The organism is Crossiella sp. NPDC003009, from assembly GCF_053591555.1.
In genome coordinates this window covers 201,520-218,795 of record NZ_JBSFUA010000001.1, presented here as the reverse complement: position 1 = coordinate 218,795, position 17,276 = coordinate 201,520, and the positions used below count along the sequence as shown (strand labels likewise).

The 17,276-nt window shown below is 72.9% G+C and carries 15 protein-coding genes; 8 read left to right on the top strand and 7 right to left on the bottom strand.

Annotated elements, in window-relative coordinates; genetic code table 11:
• The first annotated feature begins 52 nt into the window (after positions 1–52).
• Positions 53–994: a helix-turn-helix transcriptional regulator gene (locus ACWDY5_RS01085; RefSeq protein WP_449720330.1), complete on the top strand. Its 942-nt coding sequence runs from the start codon at positions 53–55 to the stop codon at positions 992–994.
• A 23-nt stretch (positions 995–1,017) separates the two neighbouring features.
• Here ACWDY5_RS01085 and ACWDY5_RS01080 read toward each other — a convergent pair whose 3' ends face one another.
• Entirely contained in the window at positions 1,018–4,173 is a 3,156-nt protein-coding gene (locus tag ACWDY5_RS01080) for a BTAD domain-containing putative transcriptional regulator (RefSeq protein ID WP_449720494.1), read from the bottom strand.
• A gap of 66 nt (positions 4,174–4,239) precedes the next feature.
• Between ACWDY5_RS01080 and ACWDY5_RS01075 the strand changes: the two genes are divergently transcribed.
• The 4 genes from ACWDY5_RS01075 to ACWDY5_RS01060 all read left to right on the top strand — a co-directional run bounded on the left by ACWDY5_RS01075 (position 4,240) and on the right by ACWDY5_RS01060 (position 6,812).
• Positions 4,240–5,106, top strand: coding sequence for an alpha/beta fold hydrolase (locus tag ACWDY5_RS01075; RefSeq protein ID WP_449720329.1), 867 nt, complete (start codon positions 4,240–4,242; stop codon positions 5,104–5,106).
• Positions 5,107–5,258: 152 nt separating this feature from the next.
• On the top strand, positions 5,259–5,483 hold the full coding sequence (locus ACWDY5_RS01070) for a hypothetical protein (protein ID WP_252478578.1): 225 nt from the start codon (positions 5,259–5,261) through the stop codon (positions 5,481–5,483).
• Between the two features lie 52 nt (positions 5,484–5,535).
• Positions 5,536–6,195 (top strand): RES family NAD+ phosphorylase, encoded by a 660-nt coding sequence (locus ACWDY5_RS01065; RefSeq protein WP_449720328.1) that lies wholly within the window; start codon positions 5,536–5,538, stop codon positions 6,193–6,195.
• On the top strand, positions 6,192–6,812 hold the full coding sequence (locus tag ACWDY5_RS01060; RefSeq protein WP_449720327.1) for an SMI1/KNR4 family protein: 621 nt from the start codon (positions 6,192–6,194) through the stop codon (positions 6,810–6,812). Before ACWDY5_RS01065 ends, ACWDY5_RS01060 begins: the two co-directional genes overlap by 4 nt.
• A gap of 10 nt (positions 6,813–6,822) precedes the next feature.
• On the opposite strand, the gene ACWDY5_RS01055 is transcribed toward ACWDY5_RS01060, so the two are convergent.
• From ACWDY5_RS01055 to ACWDY5_RS01045, 3 genes are all read right to left on the bottom strand, one after another.
• The gene (locus ACWDY5_RS01055) at positions 6,823–7,383 is read right to left on the bottom strand and encodes a PadR family transcriptional regulator (RefSeq protein WP_449720326.1); all 561 of its coding nucleotides are present in this window, start codon (positions 7,381–7,383) and stop codon (positions 6,823–6,825) included.
• A gap of 12 nt (positions 7,384–7,395) precedes the next feature.
• Positions 7,396–7,785: a VOC family protein gene (locus ACWDY5_RS01050; protein ID WP_449720325.1), complete on the bottom strand. Its 390-nt coding sequence runs from the start codon at positions 7,783–7,785 to the stop codon at positions 7,396–7,398.
• Positions 7,786–7,859: 74 nt separating this feature from the next.
• Complete coding sequence (locus tag ACWDY5_RS01045) at positions 7,860–8,816, bottom strand: helix-turn-helix domain-containing protein (RefSeq protein WP_449720324.1); 957 nt, start codon at positions 8,814–8,816, stop codon at positions 7,860–7,862.
• Between the two features lie 70 nt (positions 8,817–8,886).
• On the opposite strand from ACWDY5_RS01045, the gene ACWDY5_RS01040 reads away from it, so the two are divergent.
• Positions 8,887–9,057, top strand: coding sequence for a hypothetical protein (locus ACWDY5_RS01040; RefSeq protein ID WP_449720323.1), 171 nt, complete (start codon positions 8,887–8,889; stop codon positions 9,055–9,057).
• 15 nt (positions 9,058–9,072) lie between these two features.
• Here the strand turns inward: ACWDY5_RS01040 and ACWDY5_RS01035 are convergent, their stop codons facing one another.
• The 3 genes from ACWDY5_RS01035 to ACWDY5_RS01025 all read right to left on the bottom strand — a co-directional run bounded on the left by ACWDY5_RS01035 (position 9,073) and on the right by ACWDY5_RS01025 (position 11,124).
• Positions 9,073–9,744 carry a response regulator transcription factor gene (locus ACWDY5_RS01035; protein ID WP_449720322.1) on the bottom strand — a complete coding sequence of 224 codons (672 nt, stop codon included), beginning with the start codon at positions 9,742–9,744 and terminating at the stop codon, positions 9,073–9,075.
• 27 nt (positions 9,745–9,771) lie between these two features.
• Positions 9,772–10,347, bottom strand: coding sequence for a VanZ family protein (locus ACWDY5_RS01030; RefSeq protein WP_449720321.1), 576 nt, complete (start codon positions 10,345–10,347; stop codon positions 9,772–9,774).
• Between the two features lie 120 nt (positions 10,348–10,467).
• Positions 10,468–11,124, bottom strand: a complete 657-nt coding sequence (locus ACWDY5_RS01025; protein WP_449720320.1) for a hypothetical protein — start codon at positions 11,122–11,124, stop codon at positions 10,468–10,470.
• 104 nt (positions 11,125–11,228) lie between these two features.
• On the opposite strand from ACWDY5_RS01025, the gene ACWDY5_RS01020 reads away from it, so the two are divergent.
• Positions 11,229–14,000, top strand: coding sequence for an ATP-binding protein (locus tag ACWDY5_RS01020; RefSeq protein WP_449720319.1), 2,772 nt, complete (start codon positions 11,229–11,231; stop codon positions 13,998–14,000).
• A gap of 340 nt (positions 14,001–14,340) precedes the next feature.
• Positions 14,341–17,250: a CARDB domain-containing protein gene (locus ACWDY5_RS01015; RefSeq protein ID WP_449720318.1), complete on the top strand. Its 2,910-nt coding sequence runs from the start codon at positions 14,341–14,343 to the stop codon at positions 17,248–17,250.
• Positions 17,251–17,276: the final 26 nt, after the last annotated feature.

Genomic DNA, 17,276 nt, shown 5'->3' with positions numbered 1-17,276 from the left:
TGCGCCCTAAAGTGCTCATCAACTGAGCACTTTTCTGGGGAAGCTGGAACTCATGCGCGCTGACCGGCTTGTCGCCACCCTGTTGCTGATGCAGTCCCGCGGCCGGGTGACCGCCGCCGAGCTGGCCGAGGAGCTGGAGGTCTCGGTGGCCACCGCCCGCCGGGACCTGGAGGCACTGTCCACGGCCGGTATCCCGGTGTACCCGCAGCCCGGCCGGGGCGGCGGCTGGTCGCTGGTCGGCGGGGCCCGCACCGACCTCAGCGGCCTGTCCGCCACCGAGGCGCAGGCACTGTTCCTGCTGGTCGGACCGGCCGCCGCGGTCTCCGGCGAAGCCAAAGCCGCGTTGCGCAAACTGGTGCGGGCCCTCCCCCAGACCTTCCGCGCCGACGCCGAGGCCGCGGCCAGCGCCACCATGATCGACCCGACCCGCTGGGGCGAACGCGACCGCCGCCGCCCCGACCTGGTCGACCGGCTCCAGTCCGCGGTGGTCGGCCGCCGCAAGGTCCGGCTGACCTACACCAGCGGCGCGCGGGAGCGCTCCGAGCGCCTGGTCGACCCGTGGGGCCTGGTCGACAAGGACGAGGTCTGGTACCTGCTCGCCGGAACCGAGAAGGGCCGCCGAACGTTCCGGGTGGACCGGATCGTGGCCGCGGAGCTGACCGAGGAGCCCGCCGAACGCCCCGACGACTTCACGCTGGCCGCGGCCTGGCACGAGGTGGTCGGCGAGGTGGAGCTGAAACGCTCGCGGACCTGGGCCACCGTGCTCATCGAGTCGCGGTTCCTCGCGGTGCTGCGCAACCAGTTCGGGCGGCACTGCGAGGTCGGCGCGGAGACCGGCGACCGGGCCGAGGTCCGGCTGGCCGCGCCGACACCGCTGGACCTGGCCCGCAACCTGGCCGGGTGGGGCGGGCTGGTGGAGGTGCTGGAGCCGGCGGAGGTGCGGGCCGAACTGGCCAGGATCGGCGCGGAGCTGACCGGGCGGTACGCGCATTGATCTTGCCCGCCAGTCGCGCCGATCTAGCGACCCAGTGCGGTGGCCAGCTTCGCGAGGTGACCGGCCACCGGGCCGAAGGTGAGCAGCCCGCTGCCCGCTCCCGCCAGTTCGGCGGCGGCGGGCCGCAGCTCCTCGTGGGCGCGGGCCATCGCATCCCGGTCCTCGAGTGCGATGGCGGCGTGGGCGAGCAGGCAGAGGCGGGCTTCGGTGAGCAGGTCGGCCGGGGTGTCCGGGAGGGCGTGCAGCGCGGCGCGAGCCTCGGCGCGGTCGCCGCCGGCGATCAGGGCGAGTGGGCGGACCCAGTCCAGGTAGGGTCCCCAGTCCAGACTGAGGTCCACTGTGGACAGTGGGAAGTCCAGCGACAGCAAGGCCAGTGGCAGCAGGCCCGGTTCGAGGCCGGTCATGCCGGTGCCTGGCAGGCGGGTGGCGGCGGCCCGGTAGGCGGCCCCGGCTTCGGTGCGGTGGCCGGTGGCGGCCAGGCGCAGGGCGGCGTACCACTCGGTGAACACGCCGACCAGCGGCAGGTGGTGCCGGTCGGCGAGCTGGTCGGCGGCGGTGGCGTGCCGGTCGGCGGTGCTGAACTCGGCCAGGGCGGAGTGGGCCTGGAGCAGGATCAGGTGGGCCAGCACCTGGAAGGTGACCAGGTGGTGCGCGGTGGACAGGTCGAGCAGCTCACGGCCCAGGGCGGCGCGTTGCGGGGCCAGGCCGGCGCGGTCGAAGGTGTGCAGGAAGCGGCCGTTGAGCGCGAAGGCGAGCAGGGCCGGGTCGCCGGTTTCCCTTGCCAGCGCTTCGGCTTCCGTTGCCGCGGCGGTGGCGCGGGCGGAGCGGGTGCCGCGGAGCTCCATGGCCAGGGTGGTGAGCAGGCGGGCGCGGTGGGCGATCTGGTGTGGCGGCAGGGCGGCGAGGGTGCGTTCGGTGGTCGCGACCACCTCTCCGGCGATGGTGGGATCGTCGTTGGTTGTCCAGATGCCCGGGACGTCGAACGCGCCGATCACCCTGGCGGTCAGCTCCGGGTCGCCGAGGGCTTCGGCCTGGGCGAGGGCGGCGGCGCGGTGGTGGCGGGCGGTTTCCAGGTTGCCGGTGACCGCCTGGGCGCGGACCAGGCCCATGAGCAGTTCCAGCCGGGTGCGCGGATCGCCGTCGTGGGCGGCCAGGGCGGCCTGCCAGAGCCGCGCGGCCTCGTGCGGGGCGAAGCGGTCTTCGGCGCGCTGGGCCGCGGCGGCGGTGTAGTGGGCCACCCGGTCGGCCGGGGCGCGGTTGCCTGCCCGCAGGTGGTGGTGGGCCAAGGCGTCGATGTCCTTGGGGCGCAGGGTTTCCAGGGACTCGGCGATGGTGGCGTGCCAGCGGGCGCGGCGGGCGGCGGACACCTCCTCGTAGAGGGTGTCGCGGACCAGGGCGTGCGCGAACCGGATGCGGTCCGGGCCGGAGTCGGCCAGGAAACCCAGCAGCAGCGCGGAGTCGACCGTGTCCAGCACGAGGTTCTCGTTGCCGGCCAAGGTGATCAGCAGGTCCAGGTCGGCTTCCCTGCCGATCACGGCGGCCTGGCGCAGCACGGTGCGGGCGTCCTCGGACAGGGCGGTGAGGCGGTGGCGGAGCACGTCCCGGACACCGGTGGGCACGGCGGTCAGCGCGGTGTCGCCGTCGGCGTCGTACAGGCGGGCCAGTTCGCGGGCGAAGAACGGGTTGCCGCCGCTGCGTTCGTGGATGGCGCGCACGATCCGGTCCGGGACCGCGCGCTGGGTGGTGGCGCGGAGCAGCTGCGCGGTCGCGGGTTCGGGCAGGCCGGTGAGGTAGACGCGGGTAGGTTCGGCGGCCGCGACACTCGCGAGCAGGTCGGTCAGCGCGGCGGAGATCTCGGTGGAGCGCAGGGTGGCCACGATCAGGACCGGCCGGGGCGGGGCTTCGGTGACCAGGGTGCCGAGCAGGGCGAGGGTTTCCTCGGTGGCGCGGTGCAGGTCGTCGAGCACGAGCAGCAGCGGGGCAGGCCGGGCCACGGTGTCCACATAGGACAGTACGGTGCGGTGCAGGTGGAAGCGGGCGGCGGCGGGGTCGGCGGGCGGTGTGCTGGGCGGGATCGGGGTGTGGGTGGCCAGGGTGTCCAGGATCTGGGTCCAGGGCCAGGTGGCCGGGGTGTCGGGGTGTTCGGGGTTGCGGCCCCAGGCGGTGGTCCAGCCCCGGGCGGCGAGGGTGGCGGTGAGGGCTTCGCCGAGGGCGGTCTTGCCGGAGCCCGCTTCGCCGGAGATGAGGGCGAGGTGCAGGCGGGGCGGGGTGGCGGCGAGCTTGGCGAGCTCGGGGGCGCGGCCGAAGAGGGGTGGCGGGGCTGGGCACTCGGACGCGGCGGGCGCAGCGGGCAAGGCGGATGTGGCGGGCGTGGCGGGCGTGGCGGGCGTGGCGGGCGTGGCGGGCGGCGGGAGTGAACCGGGCGGGGGGAAGCGGAGTGGGGCGGCGGGGGCGTCTAGATGCGCCGCCTGGGCGAGGATGTCCGACTCCAGCCGGCGTAGCTCTGTGCCCGCGTCCACGCCCAGCTCGGTGGCCAGCGCGTGCTTCGCGGTGCGCAGGGCGTCCAGAGCTTCGCGCTGGCGGCCCGCGCGGTAGAGCGCCAGGGCGAGCAGCTGCCAGGCGTGTTCGCGCCACGGGTTCGCGGTGACGTGGGCGCGCAGCTCGGCGGCGACCGCGGCGGCCTGGCCCTGGGCGAGGGCGGCCTCGGCGCGGCGTTCCACGGCCAGCAGGCGGAGCTCGTCCAGGCGGGCGATCTCGGCGCGGGCCCAGGGTTCCTCGGCGAACTCGGAGTAGGCGGGGCCGCGCCAGAGGGCGAGTGCGGCGTCCAGGGCGGGCAGGTCCGGGTTGGCGAGGGCGGCCTCGAAGCGCCAGGCGTCGACGGCCTCGGGGCCGGCGCGCAGGGCGTAGCCAGGGGCTTCGGTGACCAGCAGGGTGGCCGGGGTTCGCGGTGGGCGGCCGGGTTCCAGGGACTGGCGCAGGGCGGCGACGAAGGTCTGGATGGCGCCGACCGCGCCCTCCGGCGGGTCCGGCCACAGGTCGTCGGCGAGCACCCGGACCGGGACCACCCGGCGGCGGGCGATCAGCAGCCGGGCCAGCACCGCCCGGTGCCGGGGCCCGCGCAGCGCGACCGGCCCGTGCTCGTCCGCGGCCACCAACGGGCCGAGCACGCCGAAGGTCATCACGGCCGTTGAGCCTAGTCAGCGCGTGCTGACCGGTTGCTGATTGGCCGACGGCACGCTGCGGTCATGACACCGAAGATCACCGGATTCGACTACCAGCGGGCGCCCGTCGCCGACGGGGTGGCGCTCAACGTGGCCGTGGGCGGCGAAGGTCGCCCGATCGTGCTGTTGCACGGCTTCCCGCAGACCCACCTGATGTGGCGGCACGTGGCCGCCGACCTGGCCGCCGACCACACCGTCATCGTGCCTGACCTGCGCGGATACGGGGACAGCGACAAGCCCGACGGCGACTACGCCAAGCGGACCATGGCCGCGGACGTGGTCGCGCTGGCCCGGCAACTGGGCCATGACCGGTTCGCGCTGGCCGGGCACGACCGGGGCGCGCTGGTGGCCATCCGCGCGGGGCTGGACCACCCGGACGCGGTCACCCACCTGGCCTCGCTGGACGTGCTGCCCACCCTGGACATGTGGGAGGTCATGCGCGGGCGCTCGGCCGCGGTGGGCTTCCACCTGTACCTGATGGCGCAGCCGCCCGGCCTGCCGGAGGCGATGATCGCGGCCAGCGCGGACGAGTTCTTCGGCTACTTCCTGGACCTGTGGACCAGGGACCCGGACGCGATCCCGGCCGACATCCGCGCCGCCTACCTGGCCGCCGCGCGCGCCGCGGTGCCCTCGATTGTGGCGGACTACCGAGCCTCGGCCGGGATCGACGTCGAGCACGACGAGGCAGACCGGGCGGCCGGGAACCGGTTGCGGATGCCGGTGACGGTGTTGCAGCAGGACTGGGGTGCCGCGCTGGGGTTCGACGCGGCCGGGCTGTGGCGGGCGTGGGCGGCGGACCTGCGGCACCAGACGGTGAGCTGCGGGCACTTCATGGCCGAGGAGGCGCCCTCGGTGGTGATCGCGGCGCTGCGGGAGCTGTTGTCCAGGTAGCGGTTCGCACCCAGAGCAGCCCTGTCGTCCGAGGTAGACCCGCGAATCCCCCTTTGTGCTGAGCCCGAGATCATCCCGCAGAGTCACCACAGTGGCACGCTCCGTGGATAACCTGACCGCGATTGTCCGGCAACTCCTGAAGGGGAACACCTGTGGCTGTATCCGTGGACCTGGCCAAGCAGCTCGACAAGGCTTACGAGAACCTGACCGTGGCCGAGGTTCTCGACGCGCCGGTCGCCGCGCTGGCCGGTGTCAGCGAGGGCGACGGCGAGAAGCTGGCGGCCGCCTTCGGCGTCAAGACGGTCCGCGACCTCGGCACCAACAAGTACTTCAAGCTGGCTGCCGCGCTGGTGGCGCTCAACGACGCCGGCAAGTGACCGTCGCGAGGCGGGGACGGATCCCGTTCCCGCCTCGTAGACTTGCTCGTTGATGACCCGACTACCGCCGCCTCCCTCGCCGGAGGTGCTGACCAGCGCGGTCGATCCAGCGACCGACATCCTCAGCCTGTCCTCCTCGACCCGCCTGGTCCGGTTGTTCTTCGCCGGTGGCAGGCACCCGCAGCGGTGGAACTCCTTCCGGCACGTCGGCCCGCTGCCGCACGCCTTCTTCGACCCGCAGCCGCCCACCGAGGACGGGCTGCCGGCCCGGGACGACGAGCACGGCGTGGTCTACTTCTCGCTGTCCATCCGCACCTCCATCGCCGAGGTCTTCCAGGCCACCGCGGTGGTGGACCGGCAGACCCGCGCCCCGCACCTGGTGATGACCCGGCCCCGACGGGCGCTGCGGCTGCTGGACCTGACCGGGCTGTGGCCCACCAAGGTCGGCGCCTCGCAGGCGATCTGGCAGGACAGCACCGACCGCACCCAGGCCTGGGCCCGCGCCATCCGCGCGGCCATGCCCGACCTGGACGGCCTGTGGTACCGCTCCGGGGTGGACGCGGGCAATCCGGCGCTGTGCCTGTGGGATCCGCCCGCGGCCTCCGCACTGCCTGCCCGGCCGGATGTGCTGCACCCGCTCGACCACGCCGGGCTGGACCTGTCGCTGGGGCGCGCGGGGCAGGAGCTGAACTACACCATCCTGGGCGCATGACCCCCGGCATCGGCGAGTCCTGGCAACGGATCACCGGCTGGCTGGCCACGCACGCCCCAGTCACCCACCGCGACATCAACCCGCCCGCCACCGCGGCCGACCTGGCCGCCCTGGCCCGCCACGGTGATCTCGACCTGCCTGCCGGACTGCGGCGCTGGTGGTCGCTGGCCGACGGCATCCGGGACCGGGCCGGCGCGAGCAACTCACTGCTGGCGTCCTACCGCCCGCTCTCGGTCCGGGAATCGCTGGAGATGCGCCAGTGGTTCGTCGGCGAGCAGGCGAGAGTGGTCGTGCAGCCCGATCCCGAATGCGAGGTCGCCGGAGCGTTCGCCGGGCCGTACTCGCACGCCTTCGTGCCGGTGGGCGGCGACCTCTGCGGCAACAACCTGTTCGTCGACCTGCGCCCCGGCCCGCGACGAGGGTGTCTGATGGAGTGGCTCAAGGGTGACTTGGTGACCTACGCTCCGGTCTGGGACAGCGTGGCCGACATGCTCGCCGCGGTCGCGGACGCGCTGGCGAACCCGGAGACCGGCCTGCGCCGCACCGGCTATCGGCTGGTCCCCGAGGTCACCGCGCACGGCCAGCTGGACTGGGAGATCCGCCAGCAGCTCGCCTGACCCGGCGCGGCTACTCCCCCGCCATCCGGAACGCGCCCGACTCCAGCCTGCGGATCAGCCGGTCCGTCCACTCCGCGCGGCTGTCCGCGGTGTGCAGCCACAGCCCGAGCACCTCGCCCACCGGCCCCCACTCGTCCAGGTCGGCCTCGGCGGGCAGCCCCTCGCGCACGCTGATCCGCCAGGACGCCATGGCCGCGGAACGCTTGCGCAGCAATGAGATCGCCTCCGCGCGGGGCAGGTCCTCGATCAGGCCGACCGCGGCGGCTATCAGGTCCAGGCCGGGGTCGTGGTTGGTGAGGGCCTTGCGCAGCAGGGCGAAGTAGGTTTCCTCGCCCTGCTGCGTCAGCTCGTACTCCATGCGCGGCGGCCCGCCGGCCGCACTCGGCGTGGTCTCGTGCAGCAGCAGCAATCCCTGGCCGGTCATCGCCTTCAGGGCGTGGTAGACCGAGCCCGAGGTGGCCGTGGACCACTCGTGCGCGCCCCAGCTCTCCAGGTCCGCACGAACCTGGTAGCCGTGCGCGCGTCCGTGCCTGCGCACCGCGCCGAGCACCAGCAGCCGAACCGCCGACATGGTCGTCCTCCCTCAGGGGCGGGTGGAGCTCACCCACCACAGCGTGCCGAACGGGTCCACGAAGCCGCCCATCCGGCTGCCGTCATCCTGCACGGTCACCGGCATGGCCGAGTTGGCGCCACCGGCCACCGCCCTGGCGTGCACCGCTTCCGGGTCGGGCACGGTGGTCCACAGCTGGACGTGTACCGGTTCCGTCGGGGTGGGCAGGCACTGGCGGCCGTCCGCGCCGCCGTCGGCGAAGAACAGCGTGCTCTCGCCGATCCGGGCCTCGGCGTGGATCACCCGCTCCGGGTCGGTGGACAGCGGGACCCGGTTGACCACCTCGGCCTCGAAGGCCGCCCCGATGAACTCGATGAACTCGTTGGCACTGCGCACCATCACGTACGGGGTCACAGAAGACACAGACACTCCCTCTAACCAAATTTGGCTACCTGCGGCGGCGAGCTTACCCAGGGCTAGCCAAACTTGGCTAGCCCCTAGGCGCGGAAGGTCCGGCGGTAGGCCGAGGGTGAGGTGTGCATGGCCGAGGTGAAGTGGTGCCGGAAGGTGACCGCGGTGTCGAACCCGACCGCGACCGCCACCTCCTCGATCGGCGTGTCCGTGGTCTCCAGCAGCGGCAGGCTGGCCTGCACCCGGCGGCTGATCAGCCACCGGATCGGGCTGACCCCCGCCGCCTTGGCGAAGTGCCGCAGGTAGCTGCGCTCGGACATCCGGGCCCGCTCGGCCAGGGTGCGCACCGAGATCGGCTCGGTCAGGTGCTCCAGCGCCCAGGCCATGCTGCCGGTGATCCGGTCGTCGCCGGGTTCGGCGGTCACCGGGCTCTCGATGTACTGGGCCTGCCCGCCGTCCCGGTGCGGCGGGATGACCAGCCGCCGCGCCACCGCGTTGGCCAGTTCCGCGCCGAAGTCCTTGCGCAGCAAGTGGATGCACAGGTCGATGCCGGCCGCGCAGCCCGCGCTGGTGAGGATCCAGTCGTTGTCGATGTAGAGCGGGTGCGGGTCCACCTCGATCGCCGGATGCCTGCGCCGCAACAGTTCCGTGTACCGCCAGTGCGTGGTGGCGCGCAGCCCGTCCAGCAGCCCGGCCGCGGCCAGCGCGAACGCCCCTGAGCAGATCGAGACGATCCGCGCGCCCCGGCTGCGGGCCAGCCGCAGCGCGGCCACCACCTCCGGCGAGGGCTCGGCGTGCACATCGGCCACGCTGGGCACCACCACGGTCTGGGCCTCGGCGAGGGTGTCCAGGCCGTAGCGCACCAGCAGCTCTGCGCCGCCGAGCACCGGCACCGGACCGGGTCGCTCCGCGCAGATCCGCACCTCGTACCAGTCCTCGCCGAAGTCAAGTTCCGGCCAGCGCAAGGCGAAGACCTCGGTGACGATCGCGGTCTCGAAGGAGGTCATGCCGTGGTAGGCGAGCACCGCCACTGATCTGGCCATGGCGGAATCTTAGCGAAGGTTGTCGTTACCGCCACTGGTTCGGCGACGGCCCTGCGGCGAGGGTGGAGGCATGCGAAAGTTGTTGCGTTCCTTGGGAAAGTTCCTCGCCGAGCTGGCTTACGGGGTGCACGCGGGCCACGCCATCCGGCACGGTCTGCCCACCCCGCCGTCCCCGGAGGTGCGCCGCCGGAGCCCACGGGGACCCCGGTCGACCGGGACGGACCGGGCAGCCGGACCGTGACCAGGACGCCGCCGTCTAGCCGCGGGCCCCGGTGTCGATCCGGTAGCCGACGCCGGGCACGGTGACGATGAGCCAGGGTTCGCCGAGTCGTTTGCGCAGCGCGGAGACGGTGATCCGGACGGCGTTGGTGAAGGGGTCGGCGTGCTGGTCCCAGGCCTGCTCCAGCAGGTCCTCGGCGCTGACCACCCCGCCCTCGGCGGCGATCAGGACTTCGAGCACGGCGAACTGCTTGCGGGTGAGCGCGACGTGGCGGCCATCGCGGAAGACCTCCCGGCGGAACGGGTCCAGCCGCAGGCCCGCGAGCTCGCGCACCGGGGGCCGGGCGTGCGCGCGCCTGCGGTCCAGCGCCCGCAGCCGAATGACCAGCTCCCGCAGCTCGAACGGTTTGGTCAGGTAGTCATCGGCGCCCAGCTCGAACCCGGAGGCCTTGTCGTCGATCCGGTCGGCGGCGGTGAGCATCAGGATCGGCATGCCGCTGCCGGCGGCGACGATGCGCCGGGCGATCTCGTCGCCGGAGGGGCCGGGGATGTCGCGGTCGAGCACGGCGAGGTCGTAGGAGTTGACGCTGAGCAGCTCCAGCGCGGTGTCGCCGTCACCGGCGATGTCGGCGGCGATCGCTTCCAGCCGGAGCCCGTCCCGGACGGCCTCGGCCAGGTAGAGCTCGTCCTCCACGATCAGCACGCGCATACCCGGAAGCCTAGGCCCGGGAACGGTTCAGCGACCCGGCACCAGGGTCAGCCGAGGTCGCTGCGGCGGCGGGCTTGCCGTTGCGCGCCACCAGCGGCGGGAGGCCAGCGCGGCCAGCACCGCGCCCGCGGTGTTGAGCAGCACATCGTCCACAGAGGACACCCGGTCCAGCCGCAGCACGTACTGCCCGGCCTCGATCAGCACCGAGCAGCCCACCGCCAGCGCCAGAATCCGCGGTAGCGAGGCCAGCGCGGCGAACCGCAGCGGGGCGAAGAAACCCAGTGCCACGAACACCAGCAGGTTGCCGACGATCTGGGCGGTGCCCATCGCGAACAGGTCCTGCAGCGGCACCAGGCTCAGCCGGCCGGGGACCAGGCCCGCCCGGCTGCCCGGCATCAGGGTCATCCAGACGAACGGCACCGTGCCGTAGACGAGGCCGACCTCGGCCAGCGACCAGCGCCACGCCTGGGCCCTCGGGCTGCCGATGAGCCACCGGTGGCGGGCCAGCGCCCACACCGCCACCAGGGCCACCGGCAGCATGACCACCGTGCTGGCCACCACGCCGGTGAACGTGCCGATCCAGTCCTGCCACTTGTCGAGCACGCCGTTTCCGTTTCCCCTCAACCGGTGGTGACCGGCACCTCGTCCGCGCCACCACCCCACACGGCGGGCTGTTGCGGTGGCGTATCCGATTTTCGATACGTTCGCGATACCCGGTCCGTGCTAGCCGCCGAGGCGGGCCAGCGCGGTGCACATGGCCTCGCTGGAGCCGATCCAGAACAGCGAGTAGTCCTCGCCGCCCTGCTTGCGCGAGCCCTTGTGGAAGCAGGGCGCCTTGGCCGCGCCCGGCGGCGGATCGGCGCTGACGCCGAGAATGGTCACCTTCAGGAAGCAGGCGGCGACCTCGGCGGCGGCGTCCAGCTTGCCGCGGATGGCCACCACCAGGCCGAGGGAGAGCGGGCTGGCCTTCTCCTGGTACAGCACGATGCCCACCCGGTCGGTCTGGTAGGCGCAGGTCAGCACGGTGTTGACGTGGCTGGCCGCGCCGACCAGCCTGCCCACCCGGTCCTGGAACTGGGCCAGCGCGGCCCGCTGCGACCTCGGCACCACCTCCAGCACCTCGTTCACCAGGCCTGCCAGTGGCACGCACGGGTTGGCCTTGGCGATCTGGAACTTGGCCGAGAGCACCGGCAGCACCGACCGGATCTTCGGCCCGGTGCGCGAACAGTCCCCCGTGGTGGTAGTGCCACCGCTCTTCTTGCTGGTCGCGGCCGCCTCGCTGACCGAAGTCCCCGGGCTGAAACCACCGGTGGTCTCCTCGCAGCCGCTGAGCAAGGTGACCAGTGCGATCGCCATCCCCACGATCACGGTTTTACGCATAGCCCCTCCCGGGCTGGTAACAACCTGAATCCCCACGATGACTTTGCGCGACCGGCTCGGCATTGTGGTCAGCACCGAAGTCTTTGGCCGGGGCAGGGGTGCGGGTGGGTCTGTTCGAGCGGGACGCCGAGCTGGTGCGGATCGGCGAGCTGCTGACCGCGGCCGCGGCGGGTCGTGGCAGGACCGCGCTGGTCGAGGGCGTGCCGGGGATCGGCAAGACCGCGCTGCTGGCCGCGGCGGGCGAGCTGGCGGCCGGGCGCGGGTTCCGGGTGCTCACCGCCAGCGGCGGCGAGCTGGAGCAGGACCTGCCCTTCGCCATGGTCCGGCAGCTGTTCGACCCCGCGCTGCGGGAGGCCGAGCCCGAGGTGCGCTCCGGGGCGGCGGCGCTGGCCGCGCCGGTGTTCGCCGCCGACGGGGACCAGGTGCCGGTGGGCAACGTGGTGCACGGGCTGTACTGGCTGTGCTCCAACCTGGCCGAGCCCGCGCCGCTGCTGCTCGCGGTGGACGACGTGCACTGGGCGGATGAGGCCTCGCTGCGGTTCCTCTCCCACCTGGCCCGCCGGGTGGGCGACCTGCCGGTGCTGCTCCTGCTCGGTGGCAGGCCGGTGGCCATGGACTCGGCGCTGACCAGGGCGCTCAGCGGGGTCGAGCCGGTGCTGCTGACCCTCGGGCCGCTGTCCGGGCAGGCGGTGAGCCGGTTCGTCCGGGACCGCCTCTCCCCCGCCGCCGACCCCGAGTTCTGCCGCGCCTGCGCCGAGGCCACCGGCGGCAACCCGTTCCTGCTCACCGAGGCGATCACCGCCCTGCGCGCGGCCAGGGTGCCCCCGGTGGCCGCCCAGGCCGACCGGATTCCCGGGTTGCAGGCCGCCCCGATCGCCCGCACCGTGCTCACCCGGTTGAACCGGCTCGGCCCCGAGGCGGTCCGGCTGGCCAGGGCGCTGGCCGTGCTCGGACCCGCCGCCGACCTCACCCGCCCGGCCCGTTTCGCCGAGGTGTCACTGGCGCGGGCGAGCGAACTGGCCGACCTGCTCGCCCAGGAGTCGCTGCTCACCGGCGGCTACCCGGTGGAGTTCGCGCATCCTTTGGTGCGCACCGCGGTCTACGCCGACGGCACCGACATCCGCCGCGCCGCCGACCACCGCCGCGCGGTGGAGCTGCTCACCGCCGAAGCGGCCCCGGCCGAACAGCTCGTGCCGCACCTGCTGGCCGCCGCCCCGGCCGCCGACCCCGCCGTGGTCACCGCGCTGTGCGCGGCCGCGGCGGCCGCGCTGGGCCGGGGTGCGCCCGAGGCCGCGGCCAGCTGCCTGCGCCGGGCGCTGGCCGAACCACCACCCGCCGCCGACCGGCCCCGGCTGCACGCCGAACTGGGCCGGGCGCTGGGCATGGCCAACCGACCGGTCGAGGCCGCGCAGGCGTTGCGCGCGGCCCTGGAGCTGACCGAGGACCCGGTCACCCGCGGCGAGCTCGCGCTGGACCTGGGCGCGGTGATGGTGCAGACCGGGCGGCCGGACGCGGCTCTGGAGACCTTCGAGCTGGCCACCGAGGCGCTGGCCGAAGGCGAGCTGCCGCTGCGGCTGACCGTGGCCTTTTCCATGGCCAGCTTCGTCAGCATGCGGCCGCCCACCTCCTGGATTGCCCGGCTGGACCAGCTGGCCGGCACCGTCTCGGCCGAGTCCGAGGCCGGGCGGATGGTGCTGGCCTGCCTGGCTTTTGGGGCCTGTGCCACCGCCGACCGCCCGGCCTCGGTGGTGGGCGAGCTCGCCGCCAGCGCCGCGCACGGCCCGCTGGCCGAACGCGACCAGTGGATCCTGGCCAACTTCGCCAGCACCGCACTGGTCATGGCCGACCGCCTGCCCGAAGCCCTCGCGGTGCTCGACCGCGGGATCGAGCACGCGCAGGCGCGCGGCAACCTGGCCGAGTTCCGCTACCTCGCCGTGCTGCGCTCCCGCACCGCGCTCACCGCGGGCCACCTGCGCGAGGCCGAGGCCGACGGCCGGGCGGCGCTGGCCCTGCACGAGGTCGACGGCGACCGCGAGCTGCCGCTGGCGGCCGCGGTGCTGGTGGACGCGCTGGCCGAACAGGGCCACCTGGACGAGGCCCAAGCCGTGCTGACCGAGCACGAGCTGGACGCCGAGGACGAGGTCCGGATGCTCATCGGCCACTTCGTGCACCTGGCCCGCGGCAGGCTCCGGCTCCGCCAGCAACGCCCGCGCGCCGCCCTGGCCGACCTGCTGGCCTGCGGCGACGGCCTGGTCAGGGCCGGGTGCGTGAACCCGGGCTTCGCGCACTGGCGGGCCGATGCCGCACTGGCCTGGCTGGCGCTGGGCGAACCGGCCGAGGCCAGGTCGCTGGCCGAGGAGGAGCTGGCGCTGGCCCGCGGCTTCGGCGCGCCCCGCGCGATCGGCATCGCGCTGCGCGCCCTGGGCCTGATCGAGGGCGGCGGCACCCGGCTGGACCGGCTCGCCGAGTCCGTCCAGGTGCTGCGCGGCTCCACCGGCACCCTCGAACTCGGCCACTCGCTGATCGAGTACGGCAGCGCGCTGCGCCGCGCCGGGCACCGCACCGACGCTCAGCGCCAGCTCCGCGAAGGCCTGGACCTGGCCGCCCGGCACCACGCGCTTCCCCTTGCCGCGCAAGCGAAACAGGAGCTCGCCGCGACCGGGGCCCGGCCCCGCCGCGAGCTGCTCACCGGGGTCGACGCGCTCACCGCGAGCGAGCTGCGGGTGGCCAGGCTGGCCGCGGGCGGCGACTCCAACCGGGCCATCGCGCAGACCCTGTTCGTCAGCCGCCGCACCATCGAGGTCCACCTCACCAGCGCCTACCGCAAGCTCGGCATCCAGTCCAGGGAGCAGCTGCCCACCGCGCTCGGGGCCTGAACCACCCGCACCGGCCACCGCCGATTGGCAGCATGACACCGTCACCTGAGCGGCCTCGACACGGTCTTCGTCCCGGCCAGTCCCGAGCGGGCGTACATCTCCTCAACCCTCATCACGGCGACGGCCCGGCCCAGCGCCTGAGCGCACCCGCACCGATTCAGCACGAACCGTTGACGCCACCGTCATCGGTCTGCAACCTTTGACTCCCCTGACCGCAAAAAGTCGACTGTGATCGCTTAAATCCTTAGCGATCAACTGCAACTTCAGCACGAGCCCTGTCACGCCCTGCGCGGAAAACCGAACAGAGGTCCCCATGCACTGGAAGCAGCTCAGTAGACGGTTGACCACCGCCCTGCTCGCCATCGGCCTGCTCAGCGCCGGGCTCCCGGCCGCGACCGCGCTGGCCGCCCCCGCCGACCTGGCCAGGGGCAAGGCGATCGAGGCTTCCTCCACCACGCAGAACTACCTGGCCGGCCACGCCAACGACGGCAACATCGGCAGCTACTGGGAGTCCGCCGGCTACCCGGCCACGCTGACGGTCAAGCTCGGCGCCAACGCCGACCTGGACTCGGTGGTGCTCAAGCTCAACCCAGACCCGATCTGGGCCGCGCGCACGCAGAGCATCCAGGTGCTCGGCCGGGACCAGGGCGGCGCGGACTTCACCTCCTTGCGCGACCGCGCGGACTACCGCTTCGACCCGCACGGCAACCAGAACACCGTCACCATCCCGGTCACCGGCCGGGCCGCGGACCTGCGGTTGCAGTTCTTCGGCAACACCGGCGCGCCCGGCGGCCAGGTCGGCGAGCTCCAGATCATCGGCACCCCCGCGCCCAACCCGGACCTGACCGTGGCCTCGGTCAGCTGGAACCCGCCCAGCCCGGTGGAGACCGACCAGATCACGCTGACCGCCCAGGTCCGCAACACCGGCTCGGCGGCGGCCGGCGCGACCACGGTGAACTTCAGCCTGGGCGGCGCGGTGGTCGGCAGCGCCCCGGTGGGCGCGCTGGCCGCGGGCGGTTCGGCCAGCGTCTCGGTCAGCGCCGGGACCAGGCCGGTGGGCAGCTACCCGGTGACCGCGCTGGTCGACCCGAACAACACCGTGGTCGAGCAGAACGACGCCAACAACAGCCACACCGCGCCGAACCAGCTCGCCGTGGCCCAGGCCCCCGGCCCCGACCTGGAGGTCCTCGGTGTCGCCTCGAACCCGGCAAGCCCGCCGGTCGGCGCGCAGGTCAGCTTCACCGTGCGGCTGCGCAACCGCGGCACCAGCACCGCAGGTAACACGGTCACCCGGCTGGCCGTCGGCGGCAGCACGCTGAACACCCCCACCGGCCCGATCGCCGCGGGCGCGGAGAGCACGGTCGCGGTCAACGGCAGCTGGACCGCCACCAGCGGCGGGGCCACCATCACCGCCACCGCGGACGCCACCGGCGTGCTGGCCGAGACCAACGAGCACAACAACTCGCTGTCCCACTCGATCGTGGTCGGCCGCGGCGCGGCGGTGCCTTACGTGGAGTACGAGGCCGAGGCCGCCCGCTACCAGGGCCAGCTGCTCAGCGCCGATCCGCTGCGAACCTTCGGGCACACCAACTTCGCCACCGAGTCATCGGGGCGGCAGTCGGTGCGGCTGACCAGCACCGGGCAGTTCGTGGAGTTCACCTCGGCCAACCAGGCCAACTCGATCGTGGTGCGCAACTCGATCCCGGACGCGCCCAGCGGCGGCGGCATCGAGGCCACCATCAGCCTGTACGTCAACGACACCTTCCTCCGCAAGCTCACCCTGTCCTCGCGGCACAGCTGGCTCTACGGCAACAGCGACGGCCCCGAGTCGCTGACCAACCGCCCGCAGGCCGACGCCCGGCGGCTGTTCGACGAGTCGCACGCGCTGCTGGCCAGCTCCTACCCGCCCGGCACCCGGTTCCGCCTGCAGCGCGACGCCGGGGACACCGCCGCGTTCTACATCATCGACCTGATCGACCTGGAGCAGGTCGCGCCCCCGGCCCAGCAGCCCGCGGGTTGCACCTCGATCACCAACTACGGCGCGGTGCCCAATGACGGCAACGACGACACCGACGCCATCCAGCGCGCGGTCACCGACGACCAGAACGGCGTGATCGGCTGCGTGTGGATCCCGGCCGGGCAGTGGCGGCAGGAGAAGAAGATCCTCACCGACGACCCGCACAACCGGGGTCAGTACAACCAGGTCGGGATCAGCAACGTCACCATCCGCGGCGCGGGCATGTGGCACTCGCAGCTGTACACGCTGACCGAGCCGCACCTGGCCACCGGCGGCATCAACCACCCGCACGAGGGCAACTTCGGCTTCGACATCGACAAGAACACCCAGATCTCCGACATCGCCATCTTCGGCTCCGGCCGGATCCGCGGCGGGGACGGCAACGCCGAGGGCGGGGTGGGGCTCAACGGCCGCTTCGACACCGGCACCAAGATCAGCAACGTCTGGATCGAGCACGCCAACGTGGGCGTCTGGGTCGGCCGCGACTTCGACAACATCCCCGAGCTGTGGGGGCCGGGCGACGGGCTGGAGTTCAGCGGCATGCGGATCCGCAACACCTACGCCGACGGGATCAACTTCACCAACGGCACCCGCAACTCGAAGGTGTTCAACTCCTCCTTCCGCACCACCGGTGACGACGCGCTCGCGGTGTGGGCCAACAAGTACGTGAAGAACCAGTCGACAGACATCGCGCACGACAACCACTTCGTCAACAACACCATCCAGTTGCCCTGGCGCGCCAACGGGATCGCGGTCTACGGCGGCTACGGCAACCGGATCGAGAACAATCTGATCTACGACACCATGAACTACCCGGGGATCATGCTGGCCACCGACCACGACCCGCTGCCGTTCTCCGGCCAGACCCTGATCGCCAACAACGCGCTGCACCGCTGCGGCGGGGTGTTCTGGGGCGAGGCGCAGAAGTTCGGCGCGATCACCCTGTTCCCGCAGAACCTGCCCATCCCGGGCGTGGTGATCAGGGACACCGAGGTGCTGGACTCCACCTACGACGGCATCCAGTTCAAGACCGGTGGCGGGGAGATGCCGAACGTGGCGATCACCAACGTGCGCATCGACAAGTCCAACAACGGGGCCGGGATCCTGGCCATGGGCGGGGCACGGGGCAGCGCCACGCTGACCAACGTCACCATCACCAACTCCGCCACCGGCCACATCGTCCGCGAACCCGGTTCCACCTTCGTCATCAATGGCGCCGCTCACACTCCCTAACATTCCCTATCAACGACCTTTGAAGG